The organism is Lentzea sp., assembly GCF_035525475.1.
Classification (GTDB): domain Bacteria; phylum Actinomycetota; class Actinomycetes; order Mycobacteriales; family Pseudonocardiaceae; genus Lentzea.
In genome coordinates this window covers 34,823-49,902 of sequence record NZ_DATLEC010000075.1, presented here as the reverse complement: position 1 = coordinate 49,902, position 15,080 = coordinate 34,823, and the positions used below count along the sequence as shown (strand labels likewise).

Below are 15,080 nucleotides of genomic sequence, written 5' to 3'. Positions count from 1 at the left end.
TCTTCACCGGATCGGCCTACCGTGCGCCACGACAGATCAATCCGATGAAGCAGGTCAACGTTGTCCACTCCCGTCGCGCGGTCGGTGCCCGCCGCGATCCGGTCGGTGCTCGGCAGGGACCGCTGGGCGCTCGCCGGCACCGTCACCGTCGTCGTGATCGCCCTGGTCGCGGTGTTCGCGAACGTCCTGACCGCCATCGAGGGCCACGACCCGTACACCTACGACGCGACCGCGCTGGACCCCGCCACCGGCCTGCCGGCGGGGCCGCTCGGCGGGGTGAGCGGCGAGCACTGGTTCGGTGTCGAGCCGCTGACCGGCCGGGACCTGTTCGCGATCGTGGTGCACGGCGCCCGCACGTCGTTCCTCATCGGGCTCGCGGCCACGCTGGTCTCGATCGGGCTGGGCGTGCTGATCGGCGCGGCCGCCGGGTACCTCGGCGGCTGGATCGACCGGGTGATCACGTGGAGCGCGGACGTGTTCCTCGGGTTCCCGTACCTGGTGTTCATGATCGCGCTCGGCGCGGTGGTGCCCGCCGACTTCCCGCGGTCGTCGCTGCTGATCGTGGTGATCGGGTTCTTCGGGTGGCCGTCGACGGCGCGGATCGTGCGCGCCCAGGTGCTCACGCTCAAGGAGCGCAACTTCGTGAAGGCCGCCCGGACGCTCGGCGCGTCACCGTGGCAGGTGTTCCGCACCGAGCTGCTGCCGAACCTCTGGGGCCCGGTGCTGGTGATGGCGACGTTGTCGGTGCCCGGCAAGATCGGCCTGGAGGCCGCGCTGTCGTTCCTCGGCGTCGGGGTGCTGCCGCCGACCCCGAGCTGGGGGCGGTCCATCAGCGCCGCGATCGACTGGGTGGCCGTGGACCCCGCGTACCTGTTCTTCCCCGGCCTGGCGCTGTTCGCCGTCACCTGGGGCTTCAACGCCCTGGGTGACGGCCTGCGGGACGCGCTCGACCCGCGGTCGGTGACCCGGTGAGGAACCTGAGGTACGCCCTGGCCCGCCTCGGCGGCATGGTGCTCGTCCTGCTGATCGTGGCCTTCTGCACGTTCGTCGTGTTCTACCTGGTGCCGTCGGACCCGGCGCTGCTGGCGTGCGGCAAGCCGTGCACGCCGGAGAACCTCGCGCTGGCGCGGGAGTTCATGGGCTTCGACGAGCCGTGGTGGCAGCAGTTCCTCACGTTCATCGGCGGCATCTTCACCGGCAGGACGTTCGGCACCGGCGCGACCGCGATCCACTGCTCGGCACCGTGCTTCGGCTACTCGTTCCGGCAGAACACCGATGTGCTGGAGCTGATCTCCGGCCGGCTGCCCGTGACGTTCTCGCTCGCCATCGGCGCCGCCGTGCTGTGGGTCGGCGTGGGCGTGGCGGTCGGCGTGTACGCCGCGCTGCGCAAGGACTCCTGGTTCGACCGGGCCGCGCTCGCCGGGTCGGTGATCGGCGTGTCCGCCCCCGTCTACCTGGTGGGACTGCTCGGCATCCTCGTGCTCGGGTTCCAGCTCGACGTGGTGCCGGTCGGCAACTACACGCCGTTCGCCGAAGATCCCGTGCGGTGGGCGTGGGGGCTGGTTCTGCCGTGGTGCGTGCTGGCGTTCGCGCACGGAGCCCACTACGTGAAGCTCACCCGCTCGCAGATGCTGGAGACGATGAGCGAGGACTTCATCCGCACCGCACGGGCCAAGGGCGTGCCGGAGCGGACCGTCGTCGGCAAACACGCGCTGCGCAACGTGTTGCTGCCCGTCGTGACGCTGACCGGCATCGAGTTCGGCTCGCTGCTCGGCGGCGCGGTGATCACCGAACGGGTGTTCAGCCTGCCGGGCCTGGGCGGCCTGCTGATCGAGGCAGTGCACTCCCGCGACCTGCCGACGCTGCTCGGCTGCACGTTGTTCGCCGGTTTTCTCGTAGTCGTCGCCAACGCCGCCGTCGACCTGTCCTACGGCGTGCTCGATCCGCGGGCACGGCTCACCTGAGGGAGGAAAGTCCGTTGTACAGCAAGAAACTTCTGACCGTCGCGCTGGTCGGTGCCCTGGGGGTGTCGGCCTGCGGCGCGAACGACCAGAAGACCCCGGGTGACGCCGGCGCCAAGCCGGACAAGGGCGGCACGCTGCGCATCCTGTCGGAGTCGCGCACGCTCAACTTCGACCCCGCCAAGTCGCAGAGCCTCGCGATCACGACCCTCGGCCTGGTCCACCGCAGGCTGACCGGGTGGCAGAACGCCGTCGGCCAGCCCGCGAAGGTGGTCCCCGACCTCGCCGACACCGGCAAGACGACCGACGGCGGCAAGACCTGGACGTTCGTCCTGCAGGACGGCCTGAAGTTCAGCGACGGCACGCCGATCACGTCCGCGGACGTGAAGTGGGGCGTCGAGCGCTCGTTCGCCCCGGCGTTCGGCGGCGGCCTCGGCTACCACAAGGACCTGCTGGGCGGCACCGGCTACCAGGGCCCGTTCGACGGCAAGGAGCTCGACTCGATCGAGACCCCGGACCCGAGGACGATCACCTTCAAGCTGACCCGCCCGTACGGCGACTGGCCGTGGATCGCCTCCACGCCGGCGTTCGCCCCGGTGCCGAAGGGCAAGGGCGCCGAGCCCGACTACCAGGAGCACGCCATCGCGTCCGGCCCCTACCAGATCGCGACCTACTCCAAGGGCGTCGAGGTCAAGCTCTCGCGCAACCCGAACTGGGACGGCTCGAAGGACCAGGTGCGCGCCGGCCTGCCGGACGAGGTGGTGTTCCAGCTCGGCCAGGACGCCTCGGTCGTCTCGCAGCGCCTCGCCGCGGACTCCGGTGACGACAAGTTCGCGTTCGGCTCGTCGTTCGCCTCCCCCGCCCAGCTCGCGCAACTGCAGGCCAACCCCTCGGCCAAGTCCCGCGTCGTGACGTCGAAGTCGGGCGCGGTCGCCTACCTCGCGCTCAACACGCAGAAGGCGCCGCTGAACAACGTCAAGGTGCGCCAGGCGTTCCAGTACGCGGTGAACAAGTCCGCCTACCAGATCGCCTCCGCCGGCACCGCCGCACTGGCCGGCGACGCCGCCACGACGTTGATCACGCAGGGCATCGAGGGCCGCGAGCAGTTCGACCTCTACCAGACCAAGCCCGAGGGCGACCCGGACAAGGCCAAGGCCCTGCTCGCGGAGGCCGGTTTCGCGAACGGCCTGGACGGCCTGACGCTGGTGCTGAACAAGTCCAACAACCAGACGGAGAAGGCGGAAGCCATCCAGGCGGCGCTGGCGAGGGCGAACATCAAGGTCACGCTCCGGTCGCTCGAGGCCGACGCGTACGAGACGGAGACGAACCTCTCGGACAACCCGGCCTACGACCTCACCCTGTCGTCGTGGCAGCCGGACTTCCCGAGCGCCAACGCGAACATCCAGCCGCTGTTCGCCACCTCCGAGATCGGCAAGGGCGGCTACAACATCTCGCGGTACTCCAACGCCGAGGTCGACAGGCTGATCGAGCAGGCGCAGTCCACGGTGGACGCCGTGGAGGCCGGGAAGAAGTGGGCCGCGATCGACAAGCGGATCCTGCAGGACTCGCCCGTCGTGCCGCTGATCTACACCCGCAACTCGTTCATCCACGGCTCGAAGGTCGGCAACTTCTACATCGCCGACTTCCCCGCCTACCCGAACTACCTGCAGGTGGGTATCACCAAGTGAGTGCTCTGCTGTCCGTCGAGAACGTCTCGGTGGGCTTCGGTTCCTCCTCCGCGGTCAGCGAGGTCTCGTTCTCGCTGACCGCCGGGGAGGTCCTCGCCGTGGTCGGCGAGTCGGGCTCCGGCAAGACGGTGACCGCGATGTCGTTGCTCGGCTTGCTGCCGCCGACCGCCTCCGTGTCGGGGCGGGCGCTGCTCGGCGGGCGCGACCTGTACTCGTTGCCGGCGGCCGAGCTGCGCCAGGTGCGGGGCAACGAGGTCGGCATGGTGTTCCAGGAACCCATGAGCGCCCTCAACCCGGTGTTCACGGTCGGCAGCCAGATCGTCGAGGCCGTGCGGGTGCACCGTTCGGTCTCGCGTGCCGAGGCTCGTGAGCGGGCGTTGGAGCTGTTGCGGCTGGTCGGGTTGCCCGAATCGCGGTTCAAGGCCTACCCGCACGAGATGTCCGGCGGTCAGCTGCAGCGCGTGGTGATCGCGATGGCGGTGGCGAACGAGCCGTCGTTGCTGATCGCCGACGAGCCGACGACCGCGCTGGACGTGACCGTGCAGGCCGAGATCCTCGGGCTGCTGCGGGACCTGCGCGACCGGCTCGGGGTCGCGATCCTGCTGATCACGCACGACATGGGCGTGGTCGCGGACCTCGCGGACCGCGTCGTGGTGATGAACGCGGGCCGGGTCGTGGAGACGGGGCCGGTCCGGCAGGTCTTCGAGTCGCCGCGGGAGGACTACACGCGCGGGTTGCTCGATTCGGTGCTGTCGCTGGAAGCCCGTGAGCTGCCCTCCCGCGCCTTCCCGGACCCGGTGCTGCGGCTCTCGGACGTCTCGGTGACGTACGGCGAGTTCCGCGCCGTCTCGGACGTGTCGCTGGAGATCGGGCGCGGCGAGACGCTCGGCCTGGTCGGTGAGTCCGGTTCCGGCAAGTCCTCCCTCGCGGGCGCCATCACCGGTCTCACCCGCTACACCGGGCGGATCACGGTGTCGGGCAGGGAGGTCGCCGCGCTGCGCAAGGCCGGCCGCGGCCGGATCGGGCTGGTGTTCCAGGACCCGCTCTCGTCGCTGAACCCGCGCGCCACCGTCGCCAAGTCGATCGCCCAGCCGCTGGTGCTGCACACGTCTTCGCGCGGAAAGGAGCTGGCCGCGAAGGTCGACTCCCTGCTGGACGCCGTGCAGCTGTCGCCGTCCCTGCGCGACCGCTACCCGCACGAGCTCTCGGGCGGCCAGCGCCAGCGCGTCGGCATCGCCCGCGCCATCGCCCTGGACCCGGACCTGCTGATCGCCGACGAACCCACGTCCGCCCTGGACGTCACGGTGCAGGCCCGCGTGCTCGACCTGTTCCGCTCGTTGCAACGCGACCTGCGGTTCGCGTGCCTGTTCATCAGCCACGACCTGGCCGTCGTGCAGCACCTCGCCGACCGCGTCGCCGTCCTGCACCAGGGCCGCGTCGTCGAGGAGGGCACATCGGTGTTCGCCGCGCCGCAGGACCCCTACACACAACGATTGCTCGCCTCGGCCCTTACCGTGTCCATATGAGGACCAACTGGGCGGGCAACGTCACGTTCACCTCGGCCGAAGTGGTCACCCCCGCTTCGGCCGAAGACCTGCGCGCGCTCGTCCGCGGCTCCTCGGCCGTGCACGTGGTGGGCTCGGGCCACTCGTTCAGCACGATCGCCGACACCGCGGGCACGCAGGTGTCGCTGTCGGGCATGCCCGCGTCGTTCGAGGTCTCGGGCTCGACGGTCCGGGTCAGCGCGGGAATGACCCTGGCCGAGCTGGCCGTACGGCTGGAACACGCGGGCCTGGCACTGCACACCCTGCCGTCGCTGCCGCACATCACCGTCGCCGGCGCGGTCGCCACCGCGACCCACGGCTCGGGCTCGCACTCGCTGTCGGGTGCCGTCCGTTCCCTCGAGGTGATGCGCGCCGACGGTTCGGTGGTCGAGCTGACCTCCCCCGGCGCCGTCGTGTCGCTGGGCGGCCTGGGCATCGTCACCACCGTGACGCTGGACGTCGTGCCGTCGTTCGAGGTGGCGCAGACCATCTACGAGGACGTGGCGTGGACGACGCTGCTCGTCCAGCTCGACCAGATCTTCGCGGGCGCCTACAGCGTGAGCGCGTTCGTCGACTGGCAGGGCGGCGCGACGCTGTTCGTGAAGCACCGCGTGGGCGACCCGTCGTTCGCCTTCCCCGGCCACCCGGCCTCCGCGCCGGTCCACCCGGTACCCGGCCAGCCGGCCCTGCACTGCACGGTCCAGGGCGGCGTGCCGGGCCCGTGGCACGAACGCCTGCCGCATTTCCGCGCCGAGTTCACGCCGTCGGTGGGCGACGAGCTGCAGACCGAGTACTTCGTGCCCCGCTCCCGCGCTGTGACGGCGTTGCGCGCTCTCGCCGAGATGTCGACCGTCATCTCTCCGCTCGTGCAGACCTGCGAGATCCGCACGGTGTCGGACGAGGCCGCGTGGCTCAGCCCGGCCTACGACCGGGACAGTCTCGCGATCCACTTCACGTGGGTGCCGAACACTCCGGCCGTTCTGTCGGTGCTGCCCCGGTTGGAGGAGGCCATCGCGCCTCGGCCGCACTGGGGGAAGCTGTTCACCGTGCCGCCGACGTTGCTGGCCGCCCGGTATCCGCAGTGGGACGCGTTCCGGGCTCTGCTGAACGAGCACGACCCGAAGGGCGTGTTCCGCAACGAGTTCCTGACCCACTACTTCGGGCCGGCCACGTCAGGCTGACGCGCCGCCCTTCCGGCGCAACGCCTCCAGCTCGTCGTCCGAGAACCCGTAGGTCGTCACCACGGTCATCTTCGCGCTGCTCACCAGCAACCCGGGCCCCCACTCCTCCACCACGACACCGCGCTGGTGAGCCGACTCGTAAAAAGGCTTCCCGATCACACCGAGGTCGACCTCGGAAGGCCAGAACAGCGTCCGGCGCTTCTCCCCCGGATGGAACTCGTGCGCGAACTTCAGCTGGTGCAGGAACGTGATCCAGCCGTCGGTGATGTCGTCGTAGTAGTCGTCCCACTCGGGTGAGGTGCCCTTGGGCGCGCGGGTCAGCACGACGCGGGTGCCCTCGGGGACCGGTGTCAGGGCGAACGTGTCGTGGCCGTGGACGACCAGCGTGGTGCCGTCCTCCTCGGCGTTCTGGAAGTAGATGTGGTCGATCTCGTCGTCGAGCTCCGGGATGTCCCAGCCGTGCCAGTGGCGGAGCTTGTCCCTGTCCCGGAACGACTGCCACACCTCGTCGACCGGGGCGGCCACGGTGATCTCGATCCGGACGCCGTCATCGCTCATCGGGGACTCCTGGGTGGCCCATCGCGACCACCCGGTACGGGCGGCCTGACTCGGTGTCGTACCTCAGCGCGATCTGCCGCACCGCTTCGGCCAGGTCGCTGGTGAACTCGTGGACGTCGCCGGGCTCGCCGAAGCGGACCGTCGCCTCCACGGTGAAGGTGAGCAAGCGCTTTCCCGCGTCGGCCGCGGCCTGGGACATGCGGTCGACCTCGCGCGAGACGTCCGAGGCGACCGACACGAGGTGCGTCGCGGCGAACTGGTCCTGGACGTCGGCCGCCACGGAGCCGCCGGGCCGGGCGCGCAGGACGCGTTCGACGCAGCCGCGCCGCTGGCGTTCCTCGACCAGTTCGACGAGGCCTGCCTGCTCCAGGGCTCTGACGTGGTAGTTCACCCGCTGGCGCGGCAGGTCGAGGGCCGCCGCGAGCTGGGTCGCCGAGGCGGGCGACTTCAGCAGCTCGAGCAGCGACCGGCGCAACGGGGACAGCTCCACGGGAAGCACGGTCCCATTTGACAAATTCTTTTGTCAATACCGGAACTCGACCGGAAACAGGTAAGTTCGTTGACGGTTGCGACGAACCGCCCTCACCCTGTGAGCCGTGAGAATCCCCCTGCTGGTGGCAGCGTTGGCAGCAGCGGCGGTCGTTCCCGTGTGGACGGTCGCGGCGCAGGCCGACGTGGTGCCCGGAACCGCTTATCAAGTGACGAACGTCGGCAGCGGAAAGTGCGTGGAGTCGCTGGGAACGGCCAACGGCGCACAGCTCCGCCAACAAGGCTGCTCTGGGCAGACCTGGAAGTTCACGCCCACGAGCGACGGCTACCACACCGTCGGCGAAGGTGCCGTGTGGGACGTCTCCAACGTCTCCTTGGAAGACAACGCGGCGATCCACATGTGGCAGTCGTTCTCCGCCGGCAACCAGCAGTGGCGGCCGGAGCAGGTGGGCACCGACACCTACCGGTTCGTCAGCCGGCACAGCGGCAAGTGCCTGGACGTGCCCGCCGCGACCACCAACGACGTCCAGCTGGTCCAGTACACCTGCAACGGGACCAACGCGCAGCTCTTCCGGCTCGGCACGGTGACCCAGAACCCCGGCCAGCCCGACTTCGGGCCGAACGTGCTGGTCTTCGACCCGTCGATGCCCGCGAGCACCATCCAGGCCCGGCTGAACGACGTGTTCCGGCAGCAGGAGCAGGGCCAGTACGACGCCCGCCGCTACGCCATCATGTTCAAGCCGGGCAACTACAACGTCGACGTCAACATCGGCTTCTTCACCCAGGTCCTCGGCCTGGGCATGCTGCCGGACGGCGTGACGATCAACGGCCAGGTGCACGTCGAGGCCGACTGGTTCCAGGGCAACGCGACGCACAACTTCTGGCGTGGCGCGGAGAACCTCGCGATCCGGCCGCCGAGCGGCACCAACACGTGGGCGGTCTCGCAGGCGTCCGCGATGCGCCGGACCAAGACCTACGGGAACATGCAGCTCGACGACAACGGCTGGTCGAGCGGCGGTTTCCTCGCCGACTCCGTGGTGACGGGCCAGGTCCGCTCGGGTTCGCAGCAGCAGTGGCTGTCGCGCAACACCGAGTGGGGCTCGTGGACCGGTGAGAACTGGAACATGGTGTTCGTCGGCGCGCGCAACGCACCGCAGAACACGTTCCCGGAGCCTCCGTACACGACGGTCGCGCAGACTCCCGTCGTGCGGGAGAAGCCGTTCCTGAACGTCGACGGCAGCGGCAACTACAACGTGTTCGTCCCGGCCGTGCGCTCCAACTCGAGCGGCACGACGTGGGCCGGCGGTGCGCAGCAGGGCACGAACATCCCGCTGTCGCAGTTCTACATCGCCAAGCCGGGCACCAGCGCGGCGACGATCAACGCCCAGCTCGCGGCCGGCAAGCACCTGCTGCTCACGCCGGGCATCCACCAGGTGAGCGAGCCGATCCGCGTCACGCGCCCGGACACCGTCGTGCTGGGCCTCGGTCTCGCGACCGTCATGCCCACCAACGGGAACATGGCACTCGACGTGGCCGATGTGGACGGTGTGAAGATCGCCGGCCTGCTGATCGACGCGGCGCCGACCAACTCGCCGCTGCTGATGCAGATCGGCGCGCCGGGCAGCACCGCACGCCACCAGGCCAACCCGACGTCCGTGCACGACCTGTACGTGCGCATCGGCGGTTCGGCCGTCGGGCGGGCCACGACGTCGTTGGTGGTCAACAGCCACGACGTCATCGGCGACCACCTCTGGCTGTGGCGAGGTGACCACTCCTACGGCGTCGGCTGGGACGTCAACACGGCGGACACCGGCCTGATCGTCAACGGCGGCAACGTGACGATGTACGGGCTCTTCGTCGAGCACTACCAGAAGTACCAGACCATCTGGAACGGCCAGGGCGGCCGGACGTACTTCTACCAGAACGAGATGCCGTACGAGGCGCCCAACCAGGCGGCGTGGATGAACGGCTCGACGCGCGGCTACGCGGCGTACAAGGTCTCCAACAACGTCACGACGCACGAGGCGTGGGGCCTGGGCAGCTACATCTTCGCCAACGCCAACCCGAGCGTGGTGGCCGACCGGGCGTTCGAGGTGCCGAACACGCCGGGCGTCAAGTTCCACAGCATGGTGACGATCTCGTTGGGCGGCAAGGGAACCATCCAGCGGATCATCAACAACTCGGGCGGCACGGCGACTGCCGGGTCCACCGAGGCGTACCTCGCGAACTACCCGTGATGACGATCTCCTGAACCACCGCGTCCCCGTGCTCCGGCCGTCCTGGACCGGAGCACGGGGATGTTCGGCGCCGGACGCGTCCCGGAGGACGCGCTCAGCCCAGCCGTTTCGGCCGGTTGATCTTCATCTCGTCCATGTCGGTGACCTTCGCCTTCAACCCCCGGAAGTCGACGCCCAGCGCGTCGAGCGCGGTGGACGCGCGCCGGAGCCCCGCCTCGTCCGGCTTCTCGGCGGCCGTCAGAATCACGCGGTAGCTGAAGAAGTCGAGCTTCTCGTCGTAGGTGAGCGCGCCCTCCTCGCTGAACCCGGCGTCGCGCAGGAAGTCGAAGCCCCGCAGTCGGTCCTTCAGCGAGGCGCGCTGGTCGTCGGTCAGGTCGGCGAAGCGGCCGCGGACGAGTACTCGGTAGGTGTGTTCAGCCACGAGCGAAGATGCTCCCCGACCACCCGCCGTTGTGGCGAATGATTTCCCGGGTGCGGAAGAATCCCGGCCCATGAACGCACAAGAGCTGGTCACGCGCATCCGGGCGGAGCTGCACCCCGGTGAGCACGACAACCTCGTGGTCAAGCTGATCGAGACAGGCGAGGCCCCGCGCGCGGTGATCGCCACGTTCGCCGCCGAGGAGAACCACATCGTGACGTCGGACTGGCGAACGTTCCTGGCGCTGGCGTCGAAGGCGGAGGAGCCGAACGCGCGGGCCTTCTTCACGTTGCTGGCGGGCGGCGAGGAGCTGGTGCTGCCGATGCTGCCACCGCTGGCCGAGGCCGCGGGCATGTCGGCGAAGGACTTCCAGAACTACGAACCGTTCCCCGGCTGCCAGTCCTACCCCGCCTACCAGGCGTGGATGGCGCTCAACGGCGAGCCGGCCGACGTGATCCTCGCGATCCTGGCCAACTTCACCGCGTGGGGCGGCTACTGCGCGCGCATGGCCAAGGGGCTGCGCGAGCACTACGGGTTCAGCGACGAGGCGTGCGCGTTCGTCGACTTCTTCGCCACTCCCGCGCCGCAGCTGGAGGAACGCGCGGTCGCCGCCGTCCAGGCCGCGCTGGACGGCGGCTGGCAGCCGAAGCACGCGTGGCGCTACGGCCGCCTGCTGCAGGCCTACGAGCTGGAGTTCTGGTCCACGCTGGCGTGACGCGGATTGGGGGCGGCGCGGTGCCGCCCCCGCACCGTCATCGGGGCAGGTAGGCCCGGTGCGACTTGGAGAACTCGTAGTTGTCGTACTTGTCCCAGTTGATCGACCACGTCATGAGACCGCGCAGGTCCGGGTAGACGCCCTTCGGCTTGTAGCTGCCGCACCGCGTGCCCTTGGTGAGGCAGTCCAGCGCGGTCTGGACGTCCGCGACGGACGTGAACCCGTTGCCCGCGTACATCGCGGCGGGCAGGCCGATCGCGACCTGGTCCTGGCGCAGCGGGGCGAAGACCTTCGACGTGTCCCCGCGCACCGGGAACCCGGCGAGCAGCATGTCGGTCATCGCCACGTGGAAGTCCGCGCCACCCATGTTGTGGTACTGGTTGTCCAGCCCCATCACGGGTCCTGAGTTGTAGTCCTGCACGTGCAGCAACGTCAGGTCGTTGCGCATTGCCTGGATCACCGGCAGGTACGCGCCCGTGCGCGCGTCGCCGGTGCCCGTGCCGCCGTAGAACTGGTAGCCGACCTGCACGAAGAACGTCTCCGGTGCCATCGTGAGCACGAAGTTGGCTCCGTAGCGCGACTTCAGCGACCGCAGCGCCGAGATCAGGTTCACGACCACGGGTGTGGTCGGGTTCCTGAAGTCGACGTCGCCGGGGTTGAGCGACAGCGAGTGGCCCTCGAAGTCGATGTCGAGACCGTTCAGGCCGTACTTGTCGATGATCGCGCCGACCGACCGCACGAACGCGTCGCGTGCCGCCGCGGTCTCGAGCCGCACCTGGCCGTTCTGGCCGCCGATCGAGATCAGGACCTTCTTGCCCTTCTGCTGCTGGGCGCGGATGCCGGCGATGAAGTCGGCCTCGGACTCGACGTTCGGGCACTCCGCCACCGGGCACTGGGCGAAGCGCAGGTCACCCGACGTCGCGCTGGTCGGCTCGGCGAACGAGAGGTTGATGACGTCCCACTCGTCCGGCACGTCGCGCATGCGGATGTAGCCGGAACCGTTGGCGAAGCTCGCGTGCAGGTAGCCGACGAGCACCTTGCGCGGCAACGAGCCCGTGGGAGGCGGACCGGTAGTCGTCGTAGTCGTCGTAGTAGTAGTGGTCGTTGTGGTGGTGGTAGTCGTCGTGGTCGTCGGCGAGGTGCCGCCACCGGTGCAGGCCGCGCCGTTGATCTTGCAGTTCGCCGGGTCGGCGGTGCCGGAGACGTTGAAGCCGAACGACACGCTGGCTCCCGGTGCGACGGAGCCGTTGTACTCGCGGTTGGCGAACGTGTTGTGGTTGCCGCTCTTGGTGAGCAGCGAGTCCCAGTAGGCGCCGACGGACGTCGAGGCCGGGTAGTCGAACTCGACCTTCCAGGAGCTGATGGCCGCGCTGGTCTCGTTCTTGATCGTGACCGTCGCGGTGTACCCGGTGTCCCAGGACTGCTTGGAGAACGTCGCCGTGACACCGGCGGCGCTGGCGGGGGCGAGGCTCACGAGCACGGTGCCGAGCACCAGTGCGGCCACCGCGGATATCCGAGCGAACAACAGCATGGCTGCTCCATCCCACGCTTGGCGGCCGGCAGGGGGTCCTGCTGGAATTGGACTAGACCATCAACCGGTAAGTCAAGGTCCTAGACTCGGTGGTCGTGCCCCACGCTCGTGCCACCGACGGAACCAGGCTCTTCTACTCGGTCGAGGGGTCGGGCCCGCCTCTCCTGCTGATCGCGGGCCAGTCGAACTCCTCCCGCTGGTGGTCGCAGGTCCGGCCGGACTTCGCCGCCCGGTTCACCACGATCGTCACGGACCACCGCGGAACCGGTTCCAGCGACAAGCCGGACATCCCGTACAGCACCCGGTTGTTCGCGTCGGACTGCGTCGCGATCCTCGACGACGCCGGCATCGGCGAGGCCCACGTCTACGGCACGTCGATGGGCGGCCGGATCGCGCAGTGGATCGCGGCCTCGCACGGCGAGCGCGTCGACCGGCTGGTGCTCGGCTGCACCTCCCCCGGCGGTCCGCACGCGGTCGAACGCAGCGCCGAGGTGCGCAGGTCGTTGGCGCAGGTCGACCCGATGAAGGCCCGCAGGGCGCTCGAAGCCCTGATGTACACACCGGCCTACCGCGGCCCGTTCAACACGCTCGGCGACCCGGACATGCCGCCCTACGCGCGCAAGCGGCACCTGTTCGCGAGCGGCGAGCACGACGCGTGGGACGTGCTGCCGTCGATCACCGCGCCGACGCTGGTGGTGCACGGCACGGACGACGTCTTCAACCCCACGGCCAACGCGCCGCTGATCACGGAGCGGATTCCCGGCGCCCGGATGCACCTGATCGGCGGAGCCCGACACGGTTACTTCGAGGAGTTCGCGAGCGAGGCCACGCCGCTCGTGGTCGACTTCCTGGAGAGTTAGCCATCTCCTGGGGGACGCATGCGCAAGGCTCCTGTCGTACTTCTCGTCCTGTCGTTGTTCGCCTTCCTGCCCGCCACGGCGTCGGCCGCGGAGCTGCCCGGCGGGAAGGCGAACTTCGTCGTGGCGCTCGGGTCGTTCAAGGCGGGCACGGACAACTGGGTGCGCCTCGGCTCGTACGAGTTCTCGAGCGCCGGAACGGTGACCGCGCGGACGCACCTGTGGTGGCAGCGCGAGCCCGTCGCACGTCAGGGCACCGGGACGACGCCGGACCACACGTGCTCGACCTCGTCGGTGGCACCGGGCCAGACGCTGGTGCGCGACTGCCAGGTGCTGACCGCGGGCGGGTTCATGTCCGCTCCCGGTGAGACGAGGACCGGAAGCTACGAGGTCGACGGCGGCGTTCTGCACATCACCTGGAACATCGGCCAGACGTGGACCGAGCAGTGGACCGTCACCTCGAGCTCCGACAACAAGCTCGTGCGGCTCGACTACCGGTTCAACACTCTCGCGACCGCCGGCTACGCGTACGGCAGCAACGCCTCGCTGAGCACCCGCCGTCAGATGGCGAGCGTGCAGTCGTTCCCCGGCACTCTCAGGCTGGACTTCCGCGGCTGGGACCACGGCAACCTGACGTCGCACGACGGAGTCGCGTACAACATCGCGCAGTACAAGACGTGCTCCACCACGTCGTGGTGCCTCACCTACCTGCTGCCCGAGGCGGTCAGCGCCTGCAGGAGCGGCTGCGTGGCGGGCAGCACCGACACGTCGATCCAGAACCACATCGTGCGGGTCTCGAACAACGACCGCCGCGACACCCACTGGCAGTGGTGCAGCTGCCTCACCAAGAGGGCCGACGGCACCGACGAGAAGTGCTACACGCGCAACTCCCACGTGAAGCCGATGATGCAGATCCTCGACGACGACGGCCAGTTCCGCGGCTGGGTGGGCACGGAGGCCTCGTTCAACCCGGTCACCCCGAACCCGCGCGACGGCGACATGCTCTCCGCCTTCCGGGTCAGCGACTTCCGCTGACGCCCGGCTCGTGGCTCAGCTCGTGACCCACCGCAGGCCGCGCATCAGGGCGTGGCCCGCGAACCGCACACCGGTGGCCTCCGTGACCGGCAGGTACGGCAGCCGGAGCGGGATCCGCGCCCACACCGGCAACGACGCGACGGCGGTGGCGCTCAAGATCGCGTACGGACCCCGCGCGACCAGTGGCAACGGTGCCTTGAGCAGCAGGAACCTCGCCGCCTCCCGCGCCTGCGCCGTGCCGCGCAGCTCCGGCCGGTAGGAGTCCAGGCGCGCTTCGAGCTCGGCGGTCGTGCGCGGCGGGTCCGGGATGCCCATGGCCTCCGCGATCACCGCCATGTCGGCCACGTAGCCGTCGTAGTCGTCGAGCGGTTCCTGGCCGTAGCGCTGGTGGCAGCGCAGGAAGCTGTCGACCTCGGCCACGTGCACCCAGGCCAGCAGGTGCGGGTCGGAGGCGCGGTACCGGCGGCCGTCCGGAGCGGTGCCGTGGACGTGCTCGTGGACGCGGGCCAGCCGTTCGATCGTCCTCCGCGCGTGCTCGGCCGTGCCGTAGGTGGTGGTGCCGACGAACAGGCTCGTGCGCTGCAACCGTCCCCACGGGTCCGTGCGGTAGTCGGAGTGCTGGGCGACCGCCGCCATCGCCAGCGGGTGCAACGACTGCAGCAACAACGCCCGCAGCCCGCCGATGAACATGGCGTGGTCCGCGTGCACGTGCCGGATCGGTCTGTCGTCGGCGAACAGGCGCTCGCCGGGCGTCTCGTGGATCCGGCGCGCGTGCTTCTCGCGGTCAGGGCCCACGACCCGTTCGAAGAGATTCTCGCTCAGCTGACGTCGCATCGCCTCCAGCATCACTCCATCATGCGCCCGCC

At 69.4% G+C, this 15,080-nt stretch carries 14 protein-coding genes; 9 read left to right on the top strand and 5 right to left on the bottom strand.

Annotated features, from left to right (window positions below; genetic code table 11):
- The first annotated feature begins 60 nt into the window (after positions 1 to 60).
- The 5 genes from VM306_RS13445 to VM306_RS13425 are packed head-to-tail and all read left to right on the top strand — an operon-like array spanning position 61 to position 6,374.
- Positions 61 to 972 carry an ABC transporter permease gene (locus VM306_RS13445; protein WP_414672373.1) on the top strand — a complete coding sequence of 304 codons (912 nt, stop codon included), beginning with the start codon at positions 61 to 63 and terminating at the stop codon, positions 970 to 972.
- Positions 969 to 1,964 carry an ABC transporter permease gene (locus VM306_RS13440; RefSeq protein ID WP_325514775.1) on the top strand — a complete coding sequence of 332 codons (996 nt, stop codon included), beginning with the start codon at positions 969 to 971 and terminating at the stop codon, positions 1,962 to 1,964. Before VM306_RS13445 ends, VM306_RS13440 begins: the two co-directional genes overlap by 4 nt.
- Positions 1,965 to 1,978: 14 nt before the next feature.
- Positions 1,979 to 3,649: an ABC transporter substrate-binding protein gene (locus VM306_RS13435; RefSeq protein WP_325514773.1), complete on the top strand. Its 1,671-nt coding sequence runs from the start codon at positions 1,979 to 1,981 to the stop codon at positions 3,647 to 3,649.
- Positions 3,646 to 5,175, top strand: a complete 1,530-nt coding sequence (locus VM306_RS13430; protein WP_325514771.1) for an ABC transporter ATP-binding protein — start codon at positions 3,646 to 3,648, stop codon at positions 5,173 to 5,175. Before VM306_RS13435 ends, VM306_RS13430 begins: the two co-directional genes overlap by 4 nt.
- Positions 5,172 to 6,374, top strand: coding sequence for an FAD-binding protein (locus tag VM306_RS13425; protein WP_325514769.1), 1,203 nt, complete (start codon positions 5,172 to 5,174; stop codon positions 6,372 to 6,374). Before VM306_RS13430 ends, VM306_RS13425 begins: the two co-directional genes overlap by 4 nt.
- Here the strand turns inward: VM306_RS13425 and VM306_RS13420 are convergent.
- The gene (locus VM306_RS13420) at positions 6,366 to 6,932 is read right to left on the bottom strand and encodes an SRPBCC domain-containing protein (RefSeq protein WP_325514767.1); all 567 of its coding nucleotides are present in this window, start codon (positions 6,930 to 6,932) and stop codon (positions 6,366 to 6,368) included. The genes VM306_RS13425 and VM306_RS13420 overlap by 9 nt on opposite strands.
- Complete coding sequence (locus tag VM306_RS13415) at positions 6,922 to 7,422, bottom strand: helix-turn-helix domain-containing protein (protein WP_325514765.1); 501 nt, start codon at positions 7,420 to 7,422, stop codon at positions 6,922 to 6,924. Before VM306_RS13415 ends, VM306_RS13420 begins: the two co-directional genes overlap by 11 nt.
- Positions 7,423 to 7,528: 106 nt before the next feature.
- Here VM306_RS13415 and VM306_RS13410 point away from each other — a divergent pair, with 106 nt between their 5' ends.
- Entirely contained in the window at positions 7,529 to 9,658 is a 2,130-nt protein-coding gene (locus tag VM306_RS13410) for an RICIN domain-containing protein (protein WP_414672372.1), read from the top strand.
- Positions 9,659 to 9,752: 94 nt separating this feature from the next.
- Here VM306_RS13410 and VM306_RS13405 read toward each other — a convergent pair whose 3' ends face one another.
- Positions 9,753 to 10,079 (bottom strand): DUF6204 family protein, encoded by a 327-nt coding sequence (locus VM306_RS13405; protein ID WP_325514763.1) that lies wholly within the window; start codon positions 10,077 to 10,079, stop codon positions 9,753 to 9,755.
- A 70-nt stretch (positions 10,080 to 10,149) separates the two neighbouring features.
- Here VM306_RS13405 and VM306_RS13400 point away from each other — a divergent pair, with 70 nt between their 5' ends.
- Positions 10,150 to 10,791 carry a transcriptional regulator gene (locus VM306_RS13400; protein WP_325514761.1) on the top strand — a complete coding sequence of 214 codons (642 nt, stop codon included), beginning with the start codon at positions 10,150 to 10,152 and terminating at the stop codon, positions 10,789 to 10,791.
- A gap of 37 nt (positions 10,792 to 10,828) precedes the next feature.
- On the opposite strand, the gene VM306_RS13395 is transcribed toward VM306_RS13400, so the two are convergent.
- A complete protein-coding gene (locus VM306_RS13395) occupies positions 10,829 to 12,322 on the bottom strand; it encodes a chitinase (protein ID WP_325514759.1) in 1,494 nt (497 codons plus the stop codon).
- 95 nt (positions 12,323 to 12,417) lie between these two features.
- Between VM306_RS13395 and VM306_RS13390 the strand changes: the two genes are divergently transcribed.
- On the top strand, positions 12,418 to 13,182 hold the full coding sequence (locus VM306_RS13390; protein ID WP_325514757.1) for an alpha/beta fold hydrolase: 765 nt from the start codon (positions 12,418 to 12,420) through the stop codon (positions 13,180 to 13,182).
- Between the two features lie 18 nt (positions 13,183 to 13,200).
- Positions 13,201 to 14,214, top strand: a complete 1,014-nt coding sequence (locus tag VM306_RS13385) for a hypothetical protein (RefSeq protein WP_325514755.1) — start codon at positions 13,201 to 13,203, stop codon at positions 14,212 to 14,214.
- A gap of 15 nt (positions 14,215 to 14,229) precedes the next feature.
- On the opposite strand, the gene VM306_RS13380 is transcribed toward VM306_RS13385, so the two are convergent.
- Positions 14,230 to 15,048 (bottom strand): oxygenase MpaB family protein, encoded by an 819-nt coding sequence (locus VM306_RS13380; RefSeq protein WP_325514753.1) that lies wholly within the window; start codon positions 15,046 to 15,048, stop codon positions 14,230 to 14,232.
- Between the last annotated feature and the right edge of the window lie 32 nt (positions 15,049 to 15,080).

Excerpts from the sequence above, each read along its gene's own strand:
- VM306_RS13400 (WP_325514761.1), top strand. The coding sequence starts at position 10,150 with ATGAACGCACAAGAGCTGGTCACGCGCATCCGGGCGGAGCTGCACCCC.
- VM306_RS13380 (WP_325514753.1), bottom strand. The coding sequence starts at position 15,048 with ATGCGACGTCAGCTGAGCGAGAATCTCTTCGAACGGGTCGTGGGCCCT.
- VM306_RS13420 (WP_325514767.1), bottom strand. The coding sequence starts at position 6,932 with ATGAGCGATGACGGCGTCCGGATCGAGATCACCGTGGCCGCCCCGGTC.
- VM306_RS13425 (WP_325514769.1), top strand. The coding sequence starts at position 5,172 with ATGAGGACCAACTGGGCGGGCAACGTCACGTTCACCTCGGCCGAAGTG.
- VM306_RS13385 (WP_325514755.1), top strand. The coding sequence starts at position 13,201 with ATGCGCAAGGCTCCTGTCGTACTTCTCGTCCTGTCGTTGTTCGCCTTC.
- VM306_RS13395 (WP_325514759.1), bottom strand. The coding sequence starts at position 12,322 with ATGCTGTTGTTCGCTCGGATATCCGCGGTGGCCGCACTGGTGCTCGGC.